The sequence below is a fragment of the Vibrio cidicii genome (assembly GCF_009665415.1).
GTDB lineage: Bacteria > Pseudomonadota > Gammaproteobacteria > Enterobacterales > Vibrionaceae > Vibrio > Vibrio cidicii.
On record NZ_CP035922.1, the window covers coordinates 713,130 to 735,741 of the forward strand.

14 protein-coding genes are annotated in these 22,612 nt (G+C 47.6%); 8 read left to right on the top strand and 6 right to left on the bottom strand.

What is annotated here, in order from left to right; genetic code table 11:
• Nucleotides 1-376 precede the first annotated feature (376 nt).
• A complete protein-coding gene (locus EWA64_RS18710) occupies nt 377-1,912 on the top strand; it encodes a methyl-accepting chemotaxis protein (RefSeq protein ID WP_061895709.1) in 1,536 nt (511 codons plus the stop codon).
• A 142-nt stretch (nt 1,913-2,054) separates the two neighbouring features.
• Here the strand turns inward: EWA64_RS18710 and EWA64_RS18715 are convergent, their stop codons facing one another.
• Nucleotides 2,055-5,384: an Ig-like domain-containing protein gene (locus tag EWA64_RS18715; protein WP_061895708.1), complete on the bottom strand. Its 3,330-nt coding sequence runs from the start codon at nt 5,382-5,384 to the stop codon at nt 2,055-2,057.
• A gap of 993 nt (nt 5,385-6,377) precedes the next feature.
• Here EWA64_RS18715 and EWA64_RS18720 point away from each other — a divergent pair.
• Nucleotides 6,378-7,346 (top strand): carbohydrate porin, encoded by a 969-nt coding sequence (locus EWA64_RS18720; RefSeq protein WP_061895707.1) that lies wholly within the window; start codon nt 6,378-6,380, stop codon nt 7,344-7,346.
• Nucleotides 7,347-7,524: 178 nt separating this feature from the next.
• Here EWA64_RS18720 and gcvP read toward each other — a convergent pair whose 3' ends face one another.
• From gcvP to EWA64_RS18735, 3 genes are all read right to left on the bottom strand, one after another.
• On the bottom strand, nt 7,525-10,389 hold the full coding sequence (gene gcvP / locus EWA64_RS18725) for an aminomethyl-transferring glycine dehydrogenase (protein WP_061895706.1): 2,865 nt from the start codon (nt 10,387-10,389) through the stop codon (nt 7,525-7,527).
• A 119-nt stretch (nt 10,390-10,508) separates the two neighbouring features.
• Nucleotides 10,509-10,889, bottom strand: a complete 381-nt coding sequence (gene gcvH, locus EWA64_RS18730; RefSeq protein ID WP_039427645.1) for a glycine cleavage system protein GcvH — start codon at nt 10,887-10,889, stop codon at nt 10,509-10,511.
• A 41-nt stretch (nt 10,890-10,930) separates the two neighbouring features.
• Nucleotides 10,931-12,226 (bottom strand): serine hydroxymethyltransferase, encoded by a 1,296-nt coding sequence (locus EWA64_RS18735; RefSeq protein ID WP_061895705.1) that lies wholly within the window; start codon nt 12,224-12,226, stop codon nt 10,931-10,933.
• Nucleotides 12,227-12,601: 375 nt separating this feature from the next.
• On the opposite strand from EWA64_RS18735, the gene EWA64_RS18740 reads away from it, so the two are divergent.
• From EWA64_RS18740 to EWA64_RS18750, 3 genes are all read left to right on the top strand, one after another.
• Nucleotides 12,602-13,225, top strand: a complete 624-nt coding sequence (locus EWA64_RS18740) for a helix-turn-helix domain-containing protein (protein ID WP_061895704.1) — start codon at nt 12,602-12,604, stop codon at nt 13,223-13,225.
• A gap of 291 nt (nt 13,226-13,516) precedes the next feature.
• Entirely contained in the window at nt 13,517-14,650 is a 1,134-nt protein-coding gene (gene gcvT, locus EWA64_RS18745) for a glycine cleavage system aminomethyltransferase GcvT (RefSeq protein ID WP_061895703.1), read from the top strand.
• Between the two features lie 81 nt (nt 14,651-14,731).
• Complete coding sequence (locus EWA64_RS18750; RefSeq protein ID WP_061895702.1) at nt 14,732-15,820, top strand: S1 family peptidase; 1,089 nt, start codon at nt 14,732-14,734, stop codon at nt 15,818-15,820.
• Here EWA64_RS18750 and EWA64_RS18755 read toward each other — a convergent pair.
• Nucleotides 15,812-16,537 carry a TetR/AcrR family transcriptional regulator gene (locus EWA64_RS18755; protein ID WP_061895701.1) on the bottom strand — a complete coding sequence of 242 codons (726 nt, stop codon included), beginning with the start codon at nt 16,535-16,537 and terminating at the stop codon, nt 15,812-15,814. The genes EWA64_RS18750 and EWA64_RS18755 overlap by 9 nt on opposite strands.
• A 162-nt stretch (nt 16,538-16,699) precedes the next feature.
• On the opposite strand from EWA64_RS18755, the gene EWA64_RS18760 reads away from it, so the two are divergent.
• The 3 genes from EWA64_RS18760 to EWA64_RS18770 are packed head-to-tail and all read left to right on the top strand — an operon-like array spanning nt 16,700 to nt 21,893.
• The gene (locus EWA64_RS18760; protein WP_061895746.1) at nt 16,700-17,773 is read left to right on the top strand and encodes an efflux RND transporter periplasmic adaptor subunit; all 1,074 of its coding nucleotides are present in this window, start codon (nt 16,700-16,702) and stop codon (nt 17,771-17,773) included.
• Nucleotides 17,773-18,834 (top strand): efflux RND transporter periplasmic adaptor subunit, encoded by a 1,062-nt coding sequence (locus EWA64_RS18765; protein ID WP_061895700.1) that lies wholly within the window; start codon nt 17,773-17,775, stop codon nt 18,832-18,834. Before EWA64_RS18760 ends, EWA64_RS18765 begins: the two co-directional genes overlap by 1 nt.
• Nucleotides 18,834-21,893: an efflux RND transporter permease subunit gene (locus EWA64_RS18770; protein WP_061895699.1), complete on the top strand. Its 3,060-nt coding sequence runs from the start codon at nt 18,834-18,836 to the stop codon at nt 21,891-21,893. Before EWA64_RS18765 ends, EWA64_RS18770 begins: the two co-directional genes overlap by 1 nt.
• Before the next feature lie 114 nt (nt 21,894-22,007).
• On the opposite strand, the gene EWA64_RS18775 is transcribed toward EWA64_RS18770, so the two are convergent.
• Entirely contained in the window at nt 22,008-22,601 is a 594-nt protein-coding gene (locus tag EWA64_RS18775) for a porin family protein (RefSeq protein ID WP_061895698.1), read from the bottom strand.
• Between the last annotated feature and the right edge of the window lie 11 nt (nt 22,602-22,612).

Below are 22,612 nucleotides of genomic sequence, written 5' to 3' on the forward strand. Positions count from 1 at the left end.
AAACCAACGTGAGAGAGGGAAAGTGAATGTTATGTTGTAATTCTTTAGTTTGTCTCAATATATAGTCGATACTTTACTGCTGTGCAATGCAACCGCTGTAGGTCGGGTTTTCTGTTGAAACGAGTGCCTCTCATATACTTGCAAGATTGTCTTCAAAGATTGCGTTGCGGGAGTTCTAACCGTGTTGGGTTATTGAACAGTTGTTGAGACAAAACTCTTTCTAGGCCAATGAATGTATTGACGAATAAGAAAACAAGAAAGTTTATTGATAGAAATGTATTTGTTAATCAAAGCATTAAAAAAATAGATTAATGAAATCAATTGATATGCTTATTTGCACCTATACTGTAAAAAAAGAGCTCAGTTGGGGGGCCGTATGAAAAAGCATCATCACATTGTTGACGAAGAGGTTAAGTTTGGAAAAGAGATGGAGTTAGTCTCGACGACAGACACAAGAGGGGTGATTACTTATGCCAATGACGCATTTTGTCAGGTCGCTGGTTACGAGCGTGACGAAATGATTGGCAAGAACCATAATATGGTGCGACACCCTGATATGCCCAAAGAGGCATTCAAAGATCTGTGGGAACATCTTAAGCAGCGTACGGCTTGGCGGGGGGCAGTTAAAAATCGTTGTAAAGATGGCCGCTATTACTGGGTCGACGCCTTTGTCACGCCTATTTATGAGCATGAGCAATTAGTTGGTTATCAATCAGTAAGGCGTCAGCTCGATCCGAAAGTACGTGCGAGGGCAGAAATGGCCTATCAAGCACTGCGTCAAAGCAAACCCGTCAAATCCCGTTTGGTAATGAGTAATCAGCTCAAGCTTGCGCTTGTAGCACTCTGCTCTGTGGCGATCACGGCTGGCACTATTCTGTACAGCGCTTATCTCAGTATTTTGTTTCCTGTGCTTTTCTTCACCCTGTTTTACAACGAATTAGTGGTTTATCCGAACTTTAACCAACAACTTCAGCGTCAATACGACAGTGTGTCTCGTTGGATTTTCTGTACTAATCCGTCCAATCAAGCCGAGTTTCATTTACTGATGGATGAAGGGCGCAATCAAACCATTCTCGGACGAGTCTTAGACGCCAGTCGGGATTTGCTCACCCGAGTCAAAACACTGGAACAAATCTCCGGCAGGACAAGTAACAGCATTCGTATTCAGAATGAGGATCTCGAATCCATCGCGACCGCGGTTGAAGAGATGGTGGCGACCATTTCTGAAGTGGCGAGAAACAGTGCAATGTCATCGGAACAAGTGCATCTTGCTGCTCAACTTTGCCAGCGCTCAAATGAGAAAGTGATTGCCGCAGAAAATCAGGTTTCTATGTTAGCCAAAGAAGTGAATGCCTCGGCGCAAAACACCGAGCTGATGGCGAGCAAAATCTCTGCGATTGATAATGTGATGTCTGAAATCCAAGGCGTTGCGGAGCAAACCAACTTGTTGGCGCTGAATGCTGCAATTGAAGCGGCGCGAGCTGGCGAGCAGGGAAGGGGTTTTGCGGTGGTGGCGGACGAAGTACGGGTACTCAGTCAAAGAACCCAAAAAGCAGTCGAAGGAATACAAAGTTCCATGCAAGAGATCTTCGACGCGTTGCATCTTTTGAAGTCAACCATGCAAAGTGGCACTGACGTAGCGCAATCTTGCATTGAATCGACTCGGGAAGCACGTGCTGAGATAGAATCGTTAAATCAAGCGGTCGAAGCGATCGATGATTCCGCCATCCATATTTCTACCGCCGCTGAGCAACAAAGTGTGGTGGCTAAAGAGATCAGCCAGAGTCTGACCAATATCAAAACCGCGTCAAACTCGAATGCGCGAGATGTGGATGAGTTGGCGGGTCAAGCGCAGGATGTGCGTGGAATGGCCGATAAGATGGCCGCCTTAGGGCTTTCATTTCGTGTTTGATCGAGATCGCGATGTAATTGATGGCCCATCAAGGTGAATATTGAGCGTCCAGTCGCTGAAAAAAGAACCCTACGACTACGTAGGGTTCTTGCGGGTGCAGTGTCAATTACATGGGCCCTGACGAGGGCTCCTAGAATCTGACTTACTTTGGATCTAGGCCTAGTTTTCTTAGCACTAGCATAAAGTTGTCACGGCGTTCCTTGACGTTGTGCACATCGCCAGTAGAGCAGGTCAAATTGGGACAGCCACGGTTAACGATACCTGACACATCATCGATAAATTGAGAACCTTTTAGGCCACCCTCAACGTATTTCTTCAGTTCGTTATGGTAGTCCCAATCTGCGTATGGGCCGCCTTCATTCGAGTATGCTTGTACTGAGGTTACCCAATAGAATAAGCCAGCGATCCATTTGATCTCTTTGCTCTTTTCAGAGCTACAGATAAGTCCTGGGTTAGAACAGAAATCAAGTTCAGCATATAGAGGATTCGCTGGTGGCGCTTCAACGGTTACGCCATCAATCGTTTTACCGATGGTCTCCGGATCAACGTGTGAACGACCTAGGTAGTGGTTTAGCGTACCAAAGTTTTGGCGACCAGTTGTTTGAATGACACCTCGGCCCCACCAGCTACAACCTTCGACACTTTCTTGGCTGCTTCCATCCCAAACAAAGCTACCTGCTTTTTGGCCCACATAAACTTTACAATCGTCACGTTCCCAAACTTGCTTAGAAGTATCGATACTCTCGTTTGCGCCACCGTTACAGTGACCTTGATTGGTCCAACGACCTACACTGCCATTAACCAACAGACCGCGCTCTTCAAGCACTGAGTCTGGAGCAGCAAATACTGGCGCTGGAGCACCATACCATTGAGCGTGAGTTAATGCGCTCACTTCCATTTTGTTATCTCGAGGACAAGAATAAGCATGGTCTAAACCAGAAGTTGGGTTAACACCGTAGTCAGCATATTTTTGACCTAGTTGACCGCAACTTGCTGACATTGGGTAGTCAGTCGGAGCCCCCCAGCGAATTTCAGACCAGTTGTTCTCATCACACGCGTTGTACCGAATCGTCTCTTGCATACTTTGTGCAAGGAACGCTGCAATTGCAACTTTGGCATACACAATGTTAGTGGCATCGTCAGCGCCATCATCCATGAGCCAGAACTTGTTATCGGCCACGCCAATGTTATGCATGGCATTTAAGCCATCAAGGAAGTCAGCCCACTTGTAAACTGTTGATGGAATCCATTGAGAATTGGGCGTTTCATATAGAAATGCTTCATTATTCATTACATTTTCAGCGCTCTCCAACTCTTGATTTAATGCTTCGATACGTGTGAGTTTACCTTTCTCTAACGTTTTCCCCACATAGTAAAGCGGGACTTTATGCTGTTGATAACGCTTAATTTTAGACATTAGTTCGTCTGTGTCTTGGTCAAACAAAATTGCAAAGATATTACTGTAAGCGGCTTTTCGAATTTGTGGCTTTCCTTGACTATCACCCATAAAGTAACCAGCTGTTTGATCTGTCGGCATATTTGCTAACATTACTGGCGCTAGTACGAAGTCAGAAACTTGCTTAACATACTCCAATGCGTTGTGCCATTGCTCGCTTGTAAGTGCGTTTGTTTCGCCAGATTTGGTAAAAACAACAAAGTCCGCTTTGTTCGTTGAATCTGTTTTGTAAAGTTCGAATTTATCTAGCATATCTGCTGTAAATACTGACGCTTTATCCCATATTGACTGGCGGCCAGAGTGTACATCGTAAGCAAAATTACCGATAGATAATGACCAACCAAAGGTTGCTTGTGGTGCTAGGGTTGAAAGAATCAAATTGTGTGCCTGCGCCCAACCTTTCGCATCGTTGCTTAGCGCATTGATAGCATCGTCATCAATGTGGCTACCCGTAAATGCGACGGCGTTTTTCAGAGCATTTTTAACATCGACCACACCGATAGACTCCCCTGCATCCGCTACTGCTAGATCCAGTACATCGTTGCGGATCACAATAGAAGCACCATCCGCTTGCTCTGCTTGTAGAATGAAAGTAATGAACGCTTGAGTTAACGCTTTGCTATCAGTCAGTGCTGCACTGTTGATGGTATCGATGGTGAGTGTTACCGGTGCTTCAATGGAAGGGCTAGCTACAACAAAAGTATTCGGCCAGCCAGTGAGTTCTAGACGTAGTGGATCCATCGGGTTTTGCAGTGACAATTTTGGTTTCGCCCCTGGCTCTGTGCCATCACATTTTACGTGCAATGCCCACGAACTATCGCTGCCGGGAATTGAGCTTGTCCACCAGTTCGCTGAGTAAGCAATGTTGTTGTGCACCATGATGTCTCCACCTATTGCGTGGTCGCTACGGGTCCAATCAGGATAAACGTTGAAGTCTTCACATAATTCGCCCGCAGGTGGCGGCTCTACCATTTCTTTTTCGACGGCAATTTGAACCTGTGCTGATGCAGTAAGATCTTGAGCATCAGTTGCAATCGCTTTTAGCGTCACATTCCCCGTTGTGGTTGGTTGCCAATTACAATCAAAAGATTGAGAGTTTGTTATGCTGAATGTACAAATTTGAGTGTTGTTTGCCTGAACGACCACTTGAGAAAGGTCATCATCAATGTCAGTTGCATTTACTGAAATCGCAATAGTCTCACCTTCATTGAAGGTTGCCCCATTTTTTGGTGCTGTGAAATGTACTACAGGGGCAGTGAAGTCACTACCTCCTTGCTCTTGTACGGTTACCGCTACGTTTTTTTCCTCTAGTGCTTGGCTATTGTTATCTAGCACTACCACTTTAAGTGTTACTGCACCTGGTGCTGTAGGTGTCCAACTAAAGGAGTATGTAGTTTGACTTTGGCTTACAGCTTGCGTCGCTAGTTTAGTGCTTCCCGCCCAAAACTCAACTTTGGCAGCAGATTGACCTTCAATATTGGTGTTGAACGCAACCACTTTTCCTTGTATCACTGTCTGACCTGAAACGGGTGAAACGATCGAAAGTTTGATTTCTTCAGGGTTAGGTTCGATTGAACACTGCGTTACATCCCAGAACCAAGAGCCTGCGCTTGGCGTTTCCCAAACTCCAGGATTGTTCTTAGCGATAAAGCACTGGTCACCATAGGAAACTACATCCCCGTTTTTGACCTGAGTCTGGCCAGGAATAAATGCGATAATATCGCTAGGGTCTGGGATTGGATCTGGATTCGGCTCAGGTTCTGGCTCCGGATTGACGTCACCGGAACACTCATCTAAATCCCAAAACCAAGAATTCGCCTTTGGAGTTTCCCATACACCAGGATTATTATTTGCAATAAAGCACTCTCCGTTATACGAAACCATTTGGCCATTCTGTACTTTTGTCTCCCCGGGAACAAAGACAGTAACATCCGATGAAGTGGTGTTTGCAGCGTGCAAATAACCACTAAACATCACACTGGTCAGTGCGAGGGTTATTCCATTGAGTTTATTCATAGTTTAAGTTTTCCACGTCAGGCTAATTGATCGTCCAAGATGCATATAGTGGTGGGGTTGAAAGCTCAGCAGTCTAAATTTATGAGTAAAATAAAGTGGTAGATCTGAGTTCCCGTTACCGTATCTATGCAGGTTAACGCTTGGATTTTTCGGGATAAAATGCCTAAAAGCCACATTTTATTTGTTGTTACTTCATATTTTGGGATGTTACTTCATATATTGTGGTTGCAAACCTTCGGATTCATCAGCCTATTAGTGAGGTGCTGTCCAATTAATAATCAAGGAAAAATAAGTGTGAGAGGCTGTACTTTAATGCGCGTTGTTGAATAAGCAGGCTAGAGTGCCACCCTTTGCTGTATCCTGCGAGAGCTCATATTCGAAACATAGTTTTTGAGAAAATTCGATTGAGGACAACCGATTTCGGTTACCAGCTAGTCGGCTTGTTCTATCAGGTGTATCTATTTTTCATTTCTCTCTAAATATGTCTAAAGTGTTATTTCTAATTTAGTATTTTCTATATTAAAGGTGTCACTTACATCACATCTTTGTTTCCAATTAAGAAGAGAAAATAACCAAGTCAAAAATAAACATAGATCCATTAGTAGACTCTCATGTAATTACATGTTGTTTTTTTGGTTGGTAATTAATCTGTTTCATATCAATTTATTTTAATTCGTGAAATAAATTAACATAAAAATCATGCCAACATTTATTTTACTGCTCGAACTATTTTTCAAATTCGTGATACCAATAGATTATTATCAAACACATCGCTATGGAACGTTCCCACTCGTGACGGTGATCACTTAATAAATATGAATGGTGAATGTATGATGCAAGCGCTTCCGGTCGTGTAAATCTTACAACGCAGTGATCGTTCGGGAGCCACATTGAAGTCAGTCGACTTTGATGTGTAGGGATTAAGGGCAGCAACATCGTCCTAAATATGATTTGATAATTACAAATGATATAAATCATTGGAGAAAACCAATAATGAACACTCTTGTAAAACTTTCGCTTGCCTCTGTACTTGTATCTGCTGCTATTAATGCCCAAGCGGGCGTTTCTATTGAAAACGATATGGGTGCATTCTCTATCGGTGGTGATGTGGAATTTGACCTTAACTACACCGACAAAAATGCAACAGATAAACAAGAATTCAGTCAAACTGGTCGTGTTTTGGTGCAAGTTGCCGCTGAGCACACGGTTTCTGGCGATCGCTACATCAAGATGCAAGCGCAGCCGCTGCTGAAAACTTCGGGCGACGTAGAATTAGATGACGCTTGGTTTGCGATGGGTAAAAAAGCCGATTGGGAACTAAAAGTAGGTCGTTTCGAAGCGTATGATCTTTTCCCTGTAGGCCAAGACACTATGCTGGCATATGCGGGTGATGAACCATACCGTGCCAATGCCGCGCGTGGTCGTGGTGACAACGGTCAAGTTGCCTTCTCAAAAACGTTCGATAGTGTGTACATCGAAGTGGGTTCTTTATTCAAAGAAGCGTCCAATGCAGACAACAACGCTGTGTTCCTACGTCCAGTTGTTTCGTTCCAAGCGACAGATTCTTTCCGCGTAGCGGGTGGTCTGGAAGCCAACGTGACGGCTGACAAGAAAGATGCTGACAACGATTTCATGGGCTACGGTGTAACAGCGAACTACTCTGCTGACGCAGTTAGTGTAAACCTTAACTACGCGTTCCGTGATTTTGATAGCCAAACTAAAGAGCAATCAACCATTGGTGCCAACCTGTTGGTAAGCGGTTTTGGTCTAGGTCACGTTTATTCACAAGACGAAACCAATGCGACAAAAACGAAGCTAAACACCACTTACGCATCTTACGAAATCGCAAATGTATGGGATGTTGATGCACTAAACATCTACTTGGGTACTTACTACTCAAAACAAAGCGACAGCGATAATAAAGATCTAGGCGCTCGTGTTCGCTTCAAATACTTCTTCTAATTAAACCATCACGATCAACTGCTTTTTTGCCCACCACTTGCTGGTGGGCCTTTTTTTATGTGCAACTCGGATAGAACGTTTTTACTCTTTTCCTAAGCGATAAACCAAGTAATAGAAACAAGTGGTAGAAAAAAGGCGAGCCAATAATTGGCTCGCCTTGATGTGTATTGATATGGAACTACTCGGCGTAATTATCAATGCTCGGGCAAGAGCAAATCAAATTACGGTCGCCGTAGACGTTATCCACGCGATTAACCGTTGGCCAGTATTTGGACTTCTTGCTTGCTGGTGAAGGGAAACACGCCAATTCACGTGGGTATGGGTGTGTCCACTCTTCAGCCATCAGATCGACTTGAGTATGCGGCGCATTGACCAGTGGGTTGTCTTCAAGTGGCCATGCCCCTTCTTTCACTGCGGTGATTTCTTGACGAATCGCGATCATCGCGTCACAGAAACGATCAAGCTCCGCCAGATCTTCCGATTCAGTTGGCTCAACCATCAAGGTGCCAGCCACTGGGAAAGACATGGTTGGCGCATGGAAACCGTAGTCCATCAAACGCTTAGCGATATCTTCCTCGCTGATGCCTGTCTCTTCTTTGAGCGGACGGATGTCGATAATACACTCGTGCGCGACACGGCCGTTCTTACCGCGGTAAAGCACAGGGTAGTGCGGGCGTAGACGCTCCATCACGTAGTTCGCGTTGAGGATAGCCACTTTCGTCGCTTCTGCTAAGCCGTCGGCACCCATCATGGCGATGTAGGCCCAAGAAATTGGCAGGATAGACGCACTGCCGAGATCGGCAGCCGAAACCGCGAACTCTTTGCCTTGCACACCGTTTTCGATGTGACCAGGTAGGAAAGGCGCAAGATGCGATTTCACACCGATAGGACCCATGCCCGGGCCGCCGCCGCCATGTGGAATACAGAAGGTTTTGTGCAGGTTAAGGTGCGATACGTCTGAACCAATAAAGCCCGGAGAGGTTAAGCCAACCTGCGCGTTCATGTTGGCACCATCAAGGTACACCTGACCGCCAGCGGCATGAACCATTTCACACACTTCTTTCACTTGCTCTTCATACACGCCATGCGTTGAAGGGTAAGTGATCATGATGCTAGAGAGATTGTCTTTATGCTTCTCGATTTTTTCTGCCAAATCAATCAGATCAACGTTGCCGTTTTCATCGCATTTCACCACCACCACTTTCATCGACACCATAGAGGCCGTAGCTGGGTTCGTGCCGTGGGCCGAGCTTGGGATCAAGCAGACGTTACGATGACCTTCACCACGGCTTTCATGGTAGCGTTGAATCGCCACTAGGCCGGCGTATTCGCCAGATGCGCCCGAGTTGGGTTGCAGTGAGAACGCGTCATAACCCGTAATTTCACACAGCTTAGCTTTGAGATCTTCGGCAAGTGCAGTGTAACCCGCGGCTTGTTCAATCGGCGCAAATGGGTGCAGAGCCCCAAATTCTGGCCAAGTGACCGGAATCATCTCTGCCGCCGCGTTGAGCTTCATCGTACAACTGCCCAGTGGGATCATGCCGTGTGTTAGCGAGAAGTCTTTGTTTTCAAGCTTTTTCAGGTAACGCATCATTTGCGTTTCGCTGTGGTAGGTATTGAACACTGGGTGGGTCAAATACTCACTCGTACGACGACAGTTTTCTGGAATCGCGGCAAATTCGTTGCTGGCAATGTCACTTGAAAGAGCGTTGACAGCTTCATTCACGCCGAAGATAGCAAAGAGTGCTTCGACGTCAGCAACCGTGGTGGTTTCGTCAAAGCTGATACCAATCTGGCCCTCAAGCAAACGTAGGTTGATGTCGGCGGCTTGCGCTTTAGCGTAAAGCGCTTGAGTCTGATCACCGGTGTTAATGGTGATGGTGTCAAAGAAAGCGTTGTGCGCCAGTTCAAAACCAGTTTTGGTCAGGCCCGCTGCCAAAATCGCAGTCATGTGGTGTGTGCGGCGAGCGATGGTGCGAAGGCCTTGCGCGCCGTGATAAACGGCATAGAAAGAGGCCATGTTGGCAAGTAACGCCTGAGCTGTACAGATGTTTGACGTCGCTTTCTCGCGGCGAATGTGTTGCTCACGTGTTTGCATCGCCATACGCAGAGCTTGGTTGCCTTTGGCATCGATAGAAACGCCAATCACACGGCCCGGCATGGTGCGTTTGTGTTGCTCGCGCGTGGCCATAAACGCTGCGTGCGGACCGCCGTAGCCCATAGGAACGCCGAAACGCTGTGCGCTGCCGATCACCACGTCTGCGCCCATTTCGCCAGCTGGCTTGAGTAGGGTAGACGCGAGTAAATCAGTGGCAACAGCAACTAATGTTTTGTTCGCTTGCGCTTTAGTAATGATCTCGGTGAGATCGCGAACTTCACCGGTTGTGCCCGGGTATTGCAGTAGTGCGCCGAACGCTTCAGTTTGAGGCAGAGCATCTAGCGCGCCGATGACTACATCAAAACCAAAGTATTTGGCCCGCGTTTTAACCACTTCGAGGGTTTGTGGGTGAACGTCGTCGGCGACGAAGAACACTTTACTCTTGCTCTTACCCGCACGTTGACAAAGGGTCATCGCTTCGGCCGCCGCCGTGGCTTCATCAAGCAGCGATGCGTTCGCAATGTCCATGCCGGTTAGGTCCATCACCATCTGTTGATAGTTCAACAGCGATTCCAATCGACCTTGAGAAATTTCTGGTTGGTATGGCGTGTAGGCAGTGTACCAACCCGGATTTTCCAGTACGTTACGCAAAATGACATTCGGTGTCAGCGTGTTGTAGTAACCCTGGCCAATGAAAGTACGTTTCACTTGGTTTAGGTTGGCGAACTGTTTCATCGCCAGTAGCATGTCTGCTTCGCTTTTCGCTTGCGCAAGCTGCATCGGTTTTTCCAAGCGAATTTGCGCAGGAACGGTTTGTTCGATCAAAGCGTCGAGGCTTGTGACGTTGATCGCTTGCAGCATTTTTTGCTGGTCAGATTGATTCGGTCCGTTGTGGCGAGCAACGAACTCATGTTGTGTGTTGAGGCTTTGAAGTAATTCAGTCATGGTCCTTTACCTTCAAATAAGCTGTGTGTCCTCTGCGTTTCTTAGCATGCGCTTTGGGTCGTTCAGCCTTGAAAAAAAGCTGCCCACGGTGCAGGCAGCTTTATGTCGAAATGTCTTGATTAATCTTCTTCGATAGAGCTTAGATACTCTTCTGCATCTTTGAGATTATCCAGTTCAGATGGGTCAGCCATCTTGATCTTCGCAATCCAGCCACCCTCATAAGGTTCTTCGTTGATTAGCTCTGGACTGTCAGAAAGCTCTTCGTTGACTTCAACAATCTCACCAGTGACTGGCGCATAAATGTCAGAAGCGGCTTTCACGGATTCAACCAGTGAGAAGCTATCGCCTGCATCGAATTCGGCTTCCAACTCTGGTAAGTCGACGAATACCACATCGCCCAGCAACTCCTGTGCGTGCTCAGAGATACCGATAGTTACAGTACCATCACCGTTGTCACGTACCCACTCGTGGCTATCTGTAAACTTCAGTGTTTTGTCCATTGCTTAATCTCCAAAATATCTTACTAGGATTTAAAATCGGTTTATTGGTAAAGAGGGAAGCGGCCGCACAGTGCTTTCACTTCTTTGCGCACGCGTTGCTCTACTTCAGCGTTGCCTTCAGGGTTGTCAACCAATCCATCCAGTACATCGCCAATCCAATGACCAATGAGTTTGAATTCTTCTGCGCCAAAGCCTCGGCTGGTGCCTGCTGGCGTACCCAAACGGATACCCGATGTAATCATAGGTTTTTCCGTGTCGAATGGGATGCCATTTTTGTTACATGTGATCCCTGCACGCTCTAATGCTTCTTCTGCTTTGTTACCTTTTAGTCCTTTCGGACGCAGGTCCACCAGCATCAAGTGCGTGTCTGTTCCGCCAGTCACAATGTCACAGCCGCGAGTTTGCAACACTTCGGCCAGAACTTTTGCGTTATTGATCACCGAATCGATATAAGTGTTGAACTCAGGGCCAAGCGCCTCACCAAACGCCACCGCTTTAGCCGCGATAACGTGCATCAGTGGTCCGCCTTGCAAACCGGGGAAAACCGCAGAATTGATTTTTTTGCTGATCGCTTCGTGATTGGTCAAGATCATACCGCCGCGAGGGCCGCGCAGAGTTTTGTGCGTTGTTGTGGTGACTACATGAGCATGCGGTAGTGGGCTAGGGTGAGCGCCGGTGGCGACCAAGCCAGCAATGTGCGCCATATCGACCATTAGCAGCGCGCCAACTTCATCGGCAATTGTACGGAACTTGGCAAAATCGATGGTGCGTGGAATCGCACTGCCGCCTGCGATGATCATCTTCGGTTGATGCTCAAGCGCTAAAGCACGAACGTCATCGTAATTAATCTCGAGTGTTTGGCTATCCACCCCGTATTGCACCGCGTTGAACCATTTGCCTGAAAGCGCAGGGCGAGCGCCGTGGGTAAGATGGCCACCCGCGTCAAGCGACATACCTAAAATGGTGTCACCTGGTTGAAGGAGAGCGAGCTTAACGGCCCCGTTAGCTTGCGCGCCAGAGTGGGGTTGAACGTTTGCGTACTCACAACGAAAAAGTTTTTTCGCGCGCTCAATAGCAATCGCTTCGACGGTATCAACGTGTTCACAACCACCGTAATAGCGGCGACCGGGATAACCTTCTGCGTATTTGTTGGTCAGGCAGGTGCCTTGGGCTTGCATTACCGCTTTCGAGACAATGTTCTCAGAAGCGATGAGCTCAATCTGATCGTTTTGGCGGGTGAATTCGGCTTGGATACCAGCAAATACCGCATCGTCGGTTGCTGACAGGTTAGTGGAGAAAAAATTTTCCAAGCTGTGGTTTTGGTAAGTGCTGTTCATGGTAGATAACCTTTCAATCATCTGTCGAATCTGTGTACCGTCGTTCTCTGATTCGACAGTCCTTTGTAATAGCTGAACTGGCTAGGTATTAACCGTGCTGTTCAGAGCGAAATCCATCCCAAATGGGTACAAAAGGCCGCAGATTGACGTCACTTCCTTCGGTCAATGCGTGCGGAAAAAGCATCTCTTCAACTAACAAGTTGGTAACATACTCGTTGTTAACTGAACAATCAACCGAAAATTTCCTATAGGAAACATGAATGCGTTTTTTGTTAACAAGAGCACGCTTTATTTACCCTGCTGCACTTTTCTCCACTTTAGGCTTCATGCACAATGATTTGTGAACAGGAAGCGAAGAATAAAAATGAGGGAAATATGTCGGAAGATTTCTATGATGAGTACCCATCTCTGACACTGGCGAAAGAGTCACAAGAGCAAAATATCGAGCCGCTTAAACTCGGTCAGCGGATTAAAGAGGTGCGCGCCAAGTTGGGAATCACCCTTGAAGAGGCGAGTCAGCGCACGGGGTTAGCACGTTCAACTTTAAGCAAAATTGAGAACGAACAGATCTCGCCGACTTTTCAGGCGATGCAGAAATTGGCTCACGGCCTGAAGATTGATATGCCGCAACTCTTTGAGCCGCCAAGAAAAAAAGTGGCTACTGGCCGTCGGGATATCACCATGAAAGGGCTGGGTAAGCCACACCCAACCCAAACCTACGAGCATGAGTTATTAGCAACCCAACTTTCCAATAAGAAAATGATGCCATTCAAAAGCGTGGTTCATGCGCGTAGTTTTGATGAATATGGGGATTGGGTTCGCCACGACGGGGAAGAGTTCCTGTTGATTCTTTCTGGGGCGGTACAGTTCTTCTCAGAGTTTTACGAACCTGTGGTGCTGAGCGAAGGAGACAGTGTCTATTACGATGCCAATATGGGGCACATGTTGGTGTCGGTTAGCGACGAAGATGCACACATTTTGTGGGTGACTGCCAAATAGTGCTAACAAGATGTAAATTTCCTATAGTGAAGGCAAACGTTTGCTTTTGCGAAAATCTTAATTACAATAGCGCCGCTTTGCTGATAAAACCCGCATTTCGGCGTTATTTCTGCCTATTTCCGCTGTGAATAAATTGTTAAATGTCACATTTTGAACGGTTCTAAACGAGTTGATCGTGCAAAACGCCTTAGCTCGTGTTTATTATAGGAAACAGAATTTTCCCTTGGTGGAAAACTGCTCAACTTAATTGCTGATAGATCGCTGTGCTGGGTCTAGCTAATGGAGACGAAAATGACTCAAGAACACTCTGACCAAGAATTACTGACAACACCGCTTCACGCGCTGCACATTGAAGTGGGCGCCAAAATGGTGCCGTTTGCTGGTTACGATATGCCAGTTCAATATCCGCTAGGCGTAAAGAAAGAGCACCTGCATACGCGCGACGCAGCGGGTTTGTTTGATGTTTCTCATATGGGACAGCTCAGACTACACGGTGAAGGTGCAGCGGCGTTTCTTGAGTCTTTGGTTCCAGTCGACATTATCGATCTTGCGCAAGGTAAGCAGCGTTATGCTTTCTTTACCAATGAGCAGGGCGGCATCATGGATGACCTGATGGTGGCAAACCTTGGCGATCATTTGTTCGTTGTGGTGAACGCGGCTTGTAAAGAGCAGGATATTAACCATCTGCAAGCGCACATTCCTTCGGATGTTGAGCTGGAAGTGATTGATGATCGCGCTCTATTAGCAATTCAAGGCCCGAAAGCCGCTGAAGTCCTCGCGCGTTTTCAACCTGCGGTGGCTGAAATGCTATTTATGGATGTGCAGAAACTCGAATTACTGGGCGAAGAATGCATCATCTCTCGCAGCGGCTATACTGGAGAAGACGGCTACGAAATCTCGGTTCCCGCCGACAAAGCAGAAGCGCTGGCTCGTGCACTGACAGCAGAGCAAGAAGTGGAATGGATTGGCCTTGGTGCGCGTGATTCTCTCCGTTTGGAGTGTGGTTTGTGTCTCTATGGTCACGATCTCGATGAAACCACCACGCCAGTGGAAGCAAGCCTGCTTTGGGGAATTCAGAAAGTGCGTCGCACAGGCGGTGAGCGCGAGGGTGGCTTTCCTGGCGCAGAGATCATTCTAAAGCAGATTGAAAGTAAAGATGTATCCCGCAAACGTGTTGGTTTGGTGGGTTTAACCAAAGCTCCCGTTCGAGAAGGAGCTGAACTTTTCGACGCAGATGGTAATAAAGTGGGTGTAGTAACCAGTGGTACCGCAGGTCCGAATGCAGGTAAACCAGTTTCTATGGCGTACTTACGCGCAGACCTTACTGAGATTGGCACCGAAGTGTTTGCCGAAGTTCGCGGCAAGCTGCTACCGATGGCGGTAGAGAAAATGCCTTTTGTACCGCAACGCTACTACCGTGGTTAACGAAGCGTTGTGCTGAATCTCTAAGCAAGTGAGCTTGCTTTCTCCAATCAACACCGCGCTTCTATTTGGGGGCGCGGTGTTATGTTTTCTATCATTTCTTTATCCCGTTGTTCGCTGCTTGCCGCAACCATGCTGGCATCGGCGCTGCTGTCCGCACAATCTTTACCGCAAACTCGTGTGGTCAATGGCAGTGTCGTAAGTGTTTCCGATTACCCTTCGATTGCCAGTCTTTACTACGACTCGCTCGAATATAACGGTATCTATTATTCAGGCCCCTATTGCGGAGCGAGTATTCTCGATCCTTTGCATGTATTAACCGCAGCGCACTGCGTGACGGGTTCGGCGTCACTGCCTTTATTTATGGTGGTGGTGCCACAACTGCAAGATGAGAGACAGTATCCCTTCGGCAATATTCAACGGCTACGGGTGAGTGAGATCTACTACCCAGACAGTTTTATCGACAGCTCGCAAGTGCTGTTTCCTGATGACATCGCGGTGTTGAAACTGGCTACAGCGATGAATATCGATGCGATTAATGATGTGATAGTGCGACCAAGCGATGAATCGTATCGAAGTGCCGACCAGCTATTTTTCACTGTCGGCCATGGTAATACCCAAACCAATGATGATAGTGAGACGCGCCTCTTAGCCGCTTCACTCAACTATGTAGCAAACGATCTTTGCGCTGCGACATTTTCTGCGGGTCGTTACCTTACCTCAAAGCAGATCTGTTTCGATGGCAACTATAGCAGCGTATCGCAGCTGAAAAACAGCACCTGTCATGGCGATTCTGGTGGCCCTGTTTACTGGAATAACAACGGTACGCTTGTCCAAGTGGGCCTGACCAGTTTTGGCCCGCAGACCTGTGGCGATCCGCAGTGGCCCGTCACGTCGGTATTTACTGAAATTCAAGACTATTCAACGTGGATCAACCGTGTGCTAAGTGGTAAAGAGACGGCCAAAATAGTGATCACAGAACAGATGCGTGTCGATTATCTCAACGGTGATTATGTGCCTGAGGGAGCGAATACCACCGCGGGATTAGACGCCGCATTGGCTTCACAGAGAAAAGGAGGGGCTTTGGGTGTTGGTTTGCTGGTTTGCTTACTTCTGTGCTGGTTGCGAAACGTCACGGCTTGGCGACGACGTTTCGCGCCATTTTCATTGTGAGGGTTGACTGAGGCGGCAAGCCACTTCAATTACAATCTCATCCAGTTTGCTGGGGTGGATCATTTTGTCCTGATGAATATTGAGTTGCCTAGCGATCTGCTGGTTAAACAGTTCCCAATGTTTGAGCAAAAGCGTATCGGCGTCACTGATGTCCGGCCAGGTTTCGCCAAGAAATGGCGTTAAACTGCATGCGCCATGGGCATGCAGTAACATTTGCCATTTCATTTCCCACATGCAGATCGGTTTTTCAGGATGGCGTAAATTGTATTGGGTGTAAAGCGGCTCAAACGCGGCAGCGAACTCGTCTTTGGAACGTAGGAAATACTCCAATAGCGCGTTGTCGTCTTGGCGAACCGCATCGGCAATCAGCTGGATTGGCTGCTTGTGCACTAACGTAAACGCGCACATGCGCACCAAAAATTGGTAAATTTGCTGCGCACAATCGCTATTCTGCTGTGAAATCTCCCCAATCAACTCGGTAATGTAGGTTTGTAGATAGTCATCCAAAGCGTCACTGATCTCTTGCCAAATTTTCTCTTTGCTACCGAAATGATGGCGGATCAGGCTGTGCGAGACCCCCGCTCGCTCGCTGATATTGCGTAACGAAACGCGCTCAAAGCCGAGGGTTGCAAACATATCTGCCGCGATTTTGAGGATCTCGCATTTGGTTTGCTCTGCCGCTTCAGCGCTACGACGACCTTGCTTTCTTTCTGACATAACCGAGCATTTTTCCCCTTTTTGCAAAAAACGCCTTAGTGTAACCACAAGGGCGTCGATTGACTAATTTTTTTACTGCACGAATGGAAAATATATTGATCGTTTCTTGAATCTCAATATACTGCACATCTGTGTAATAAATGGATGGTTGGAGAAGCGACTGTGCGAAAACCTTTGATAAAACGCACTTTGCTCAATAGCAGTGTGCTTTTAGCTACGATTGGCTTGCTTGTTGGGTGTAATCAGGCTGTTTCTGAAACGACGGCGTTGACGGTGAAACCTGTAAAACTTTTGTCGGTGAACGATTTGATGACAAGTTCGGCGGACAGTTTTCTTGCGCAAATTGATGCGACCAAACGAGCGCAACTCTCTTTTCAAGTTGCGGGTCAAATTGATGCATTGACTGTGCGTATGGGCGATGAAGTACAACAAGGAGATCTGTTAGCCAGATTGGATCAAGCCGATCTGCAGTTGCAGTTGGATGCGGCGAGTGCGCAATACGCACTGGCGCAAACACAGTGGCAAAGAGCACAAAGCTTGTATCACAAAAAGCTCATTAGTACTGATGTTTATGATCAAGCGGAAACCGCATTTACCGCGGCGAGAGCGGCCTATGAACAGGCAAAAACGGATCTCAGCTATGCGATGTTGAAAGCGCCTTTTAATGGCGTGGTTTCCTATACCTATGTCAAACCCAATCAGGTGGTCGCGGCCAAGCAGCAAATCCTTAACTTGATCGACAACAGTTCGTTAGACGTTTCGTTTACCATTCCTGTTTCCTATGTTGAGGAAAATGGCCTAGACAAGCTGAAAAACCTGCCGATGTGGGTGACGATGGACAGCGAACCCGATAAACCTATCCCGGCTCAATTCAAAGAGATCACCACGCGACCTGATGCTGACACCAACAGCTACACGGCGATTGTGACCATGACTCGCCCGCAAGATAGGAACTTGCTCAGTGGGATGACAGGGCAAGTTTCGATTGGTAAAGCGAATATCACTCCGTACTTAACTTTGCCAGAAGCGGCTTGGGTGTCAAAGAAAGGCTCGCAAGGTGACGTTTGGCTGGTGGATGCAGAGAACCAACAATTGAAAAAGGTGACATTGTCACTCAACGCAAACGGGGATGTCATTTCGGGGTTGAACCGTCAAGATCGCGTGGTGATAGCCGGAGTGGAAAATCTTGCCGAAGGGCAGGTTGTCAAAGCGTGGCAACGTGAGGAAGGGATCTAATGAAAAAATCGTTAGTCACGCTGACCCTGCTTTCAGTATTGGGTTTAGCTGGGTGCCAAGAACAGGTTTCAGATCAGCAAAGTGATGTACTTACCGTTTCGACTTACCAAGTCGGGACGCCAGTGAAAACGCAATATCGTGTGTTTAAAGGGCAAGTGGTGGCCGCAGAGCAGACGCCGATCGCCTTTCGTACCTCAGGCGAAATTTTACAAGTGTTGGTGCGTGCGGGCGACCGGGTGAAGCAAGGCCAATTGCTGGTTAAACTTGACGACAGCAAACAGAAACAAGCGCTGGAAGACACCAAGGCGAAACACGCGTTAGCGCTTAAGCAGCACGAACGCGGCAAAGAGCTGTTTGAGCGAGCGATGATCTCGCAGGCGGAGCTTGATGAACTCATGGCCAATCGTCAGCTTGCCAATGCCGAGTATCAGCTGGCTAAAAATCAAATGGAATACACTCGTTTGCTGGCGCCGTTTACGGGTACGGTTACCGATGTGTTCAAAGAGCGTTATGAACGCCCAGAACTGGGTGAACCCATTCTGAGTCTCTATCAGGATGATAAGGTCTACGTGCAAATTGAGCTATCCGATAACGTACTCGCCAAAGTAAATCCCGATCGTCAGTTAGTGACATATCAGCCGAAAGCGCGCTTCTCTGGCGTTGAGGGCGAGTTTTCTGTGCACTATTTGGAGTACACCAGTGAACCGGATCCTCAGTCTCGCAGCTATACCATGTGGTTAGCGATGGATCAGATCTCACCGCCGATCTTGCCGGGAACCAGTGCCAGTATTGGAGTGGATATGCAAGCTGCGGGTATCACCTCGGTGGACGGTTATCAATTGCCAATGACCAGCTTGGATGCCGGACGTGAGTCTGGCGAATTCTTTGTCTGGAAGCTTTATCAAGGGCAGGTGACGCGAGTGGCAGTTAAGGTTAGTCAAATCAATGGTCAAGGTGCCATTGTCTCTTCAGGTATTACGTCAGGGGATGTGGTAGTGAATTCCAATCTGCGCAAATTGCGTGACGGAAAAACCGTCAAAGTGGTGGAGAGCAATCAATAATGAATATCGCAGAATACTCCATCAAGAACCGGGTCATTAGCTGGCTGTTTATTATTATTCTAGCCATTGGCGGCGTAACCTCTTTCCTAAATCTCGGCCGCTTGGAAGATCCCGCTTTTACCATTAAAGATGCAATGATTATTGCAACTTATCCCGGCGCGACCTCAAAAGAGGTGGAAGAGGAACTGACTTATCCACTGGAGAAAGAGATCCGCCAGCTTCCATATATAGACCATATTACTTCGACGTCATCGAATGGCATGTCGCAAATCATGGTAAGTATGAAGATGGATTATGGTCCCGATGAGCTGCCACAGATTTGGGATGAAATGCGGCGCAAGATCAATGATCTCAAGCCCACATTACCTTCGGGAGTCCAGTCTTTGCAGATCATTGATGATTTCGGTGATGTGTACGGTGTGATGATCATGCTCAGTGGTGATGGCTACGATTATGTAGAGCTCAAACGCTACGCCGATCACCTGACCCGTGAGTTGGAATTGATTAACGGTGTGGGTAAGGTTGCGATTGCTGGCGATCAGCAAGAGATGTTGTTTGTCGAGATCTCGCTTGATCGTCTGGCGGCTTTAAACCTAGACATGAATACCGTTGCTGGACTGCTTAACCAACAGAATAATGTGGTGGCCTCTGGTGAAGTGATGGTGAACGGTGAAAGCCTGACTATTCGCCCGAGTGGCACTTTAACGTCAGTCGAAGCGCTGGAAAATCTGATCATTCATGGCCGTGATACGGGCAATCTGATCCGCCTCAAAGATGTGGCTACTGTCCGCCGAGATATCCAAGAGAAGCCGACCAACGTCGTCACTTTCAATGGCAAGCCAGCAATCAGTTTAGGGATCTCCTTTGCCTCAGGTGTCAACGTGGTGGAAGTCGGGCAGAAAGTCAGCCAAGAGTTAGCGTTGCTTGAATCGATAAAACCCGCCGGCGTTGAACTGAACTATTTCTACAATCAAGCCGCCGAAGTCGATACCTCGGTGCAAGATTTTATCGTCAGCCTCGCGCAGGCCGTTGCCATCGTGATCATCGTTTTGCTGTTTGCCATGGGTATGCGCAGTGGCATCATCATCGGTCTTGTGCTGCTTCTTACCGTGTTTGGTACTTTTATCTTGATGGATTACAACAAGATAGAACTTCACCGTATTTCGCTCGGCGCGTTGATCATCGCACTGGGTATGCTGGTGGATAACGCCATTGTGGTGGTGGAAGGGATACTGGTTGGTCTGAAGAAAGGGCGAACTAAAGTGCAGGCGGCGGTTGATATCGTCAAGCAAACACAATGGCCACTGCTTGGGGCAACGGTGATCGCGATTACCGCGTTTGCTCCGATTGGCTTGTCGCAAGACGCGACAGGGGAGTTTATGGGATCGCTGTTTTGGGTGTTGTGTTACTCCCTTTTCCTCAGTTGGGTGACCGCGTTAACCATTACGCCATTTTTAGCCGATTTGCTGCTCAAAGAGGAAGAAAAAGGCGGTGATACAGAGGAAGACCCTTATAAGGGCGCGTTGTTTGTAATTTTCTCTGCGATGCTAAAATTTGCCCTGCGTTTTCGTTGGTTGACCGTCACCGCCATGGTAGGGCTATTGGTTGCGGCGGTGCTTGCTTTTGGCATGGTGAAGCAGTCTTTCTTCCCGCCGTCGAATACGCCGATGTTTTACGTCGACATGTGGATGCCGCAAGGAACCGATATCCGTCAAACGGTGCTGCAGACTGAAAAGGTCGAGCGTTTTATTCGCCAGCACAAGCAAGTGGAGTTTGTGTCGACGTCCATTGGTCAGGGGATGCAGCGTTTTGCTTTGACCTATCAACCGGAAAAGAGCTATGAAGCGTATGCGCAATTGCAGGTGCGCGCCCTCGACAGAGAGCGCATGTTTGCCCTGCTGGATGAACTGACGCAAGCGCTGCCGAGCCAGTTTGAGAAGCCGACGTTCCAGTTTAAATTGATGGAATTTGGCCCATCGCCGGCATCTAAGATAGAAGCGCGTATTTCAGGCCCTGATCCACAAATATTGCGAGATATAGCAAAGCAAGTTGAGGATGTGCTACACACTGATCCGGGAGCGAGAAACATTCGTCACGACTGGCGTGAACGCACCAAAGAGTTAGTGCCGCAATTTAACGAGTCGAAAGCGCGTCGTTTGGGTATCTCCAAAGAAGATCTGTCGAACACACTGCAAATGGCGTTTGGCGGAAATACCATGGGGTTACTGAGAGATGGGACACATATTTTGCCGATCGTCGGTCGCTTACCCGAAGCAGAGCGGGTCGATTTTTCATCGATGCAGAATGTGAAGATCTGGAGCCCGTCGCTACAGACTTACGTTCCGGTAGACCAGGTCATCGATGGGGTGACACTTGATTGGGCGGAGCCTTTGATTCAGCGTCGTGACCGTAAACGAACCCTAACAGTGCTGGCCGACCACGACATTTTGAGTGACGATACACCAGCCAGTCTTTTCGCGCGTATCCAGCCGAAAGTGATGGCACTGCCTCTACCCGATGGCTACAGCATCACTTGGGGTGGTGAGTATGAGTCGTCGAAGGATGCCCAGCAAGCGCTGTTTGGCTCGCTTCCTATGGGTTACTTGCTGATGTTTGTTATTACTATTTTGCTGTTTAACTCGCTGAAAAAACCGCTGGTAATTTGGTTTACCGTGCCACTTTCGATCATTGGTGTGTCGTTTGGCTTGTTAAGCACCAATATGCCGTTTAGCTTTACTGCCTTTTTGGGGCTACTGAGCTTAAGTGGCATGATTTTGAAAAATGGCATTGTGCTGCTGGATCAAATCAATATTGAGCTTGCGTCGGGGAAAGATCCTTATCAGGCGATTATTGACAGTGCGGTGAGCCGGGTGCGCCCTGTTAGCATGGCCGCATTGACAACGATTTTGGGTATGATCCCACTGATGTTTGATGCCTTTTTCGGCTCAATGGCAATCACAATTATGGCAGGGCTAGGCTTCGCCACGGTTCTGACGCTGATTGTCGTCCCTGTGATGTTTGCCATTTTGTTTGGCATAAAGCCCAATATGGCTCGCTAAACCAAGTCCGTGAATGCATTGATAAAAATCCCCATTGAAACATCAATGGGGATTTTTACGCACTTAGCAAAAAGGTTGCCGAAGCAACCTTTGTTCTTGGAGTTGGTCCACAGATTAGAATTTGTAGTTAGCACCGACGTAGAATGTGCCGATTGTCACCGTTACATCTTCACGTACGCCAAAGTATCCATAGTTTCCTCGCACCTCTTGATTAAATCCATCCACTTCATATGCAACGCGTAAACTCAAGTTCTTGAGCTCTTTTGGGGAATATTCACCGCCGACGCCCATATGGAATGATGTTTCATTATCCGATCTAATAGAAGATTTGATTTTGGTTTTGCCAAAGCCAATCGTACCAAAAGGACGCCAGCCACTGTCAAAGGTATAACCTAGATTGGCCATCACCGAGAAATTCTCGGGTGTCGCGTAGATACGAGGGTCAGTGTTCTTAGAATAAATGTCGCCGTAGCGGGTATATTGTGTTTCGATGCCGACGATACGGTTGATCTGGTAACCCGCAATCAATTTATACGCATTGTCGTTTGAATCTAGGTTTAAGTCAAAGAACGTACTGTTGTCATCAGCAGTTGTAACGCCGAAACCACCGCCTAGGTAAAAACCAGAAACATCGTTAGTTGTTGTGCTTTGGTCGTTCGCTTGCGCGAAAGCAGAAATGACAGCAAGCGAAAGAAGTCGTTTTTTCATTATGTTGTTAT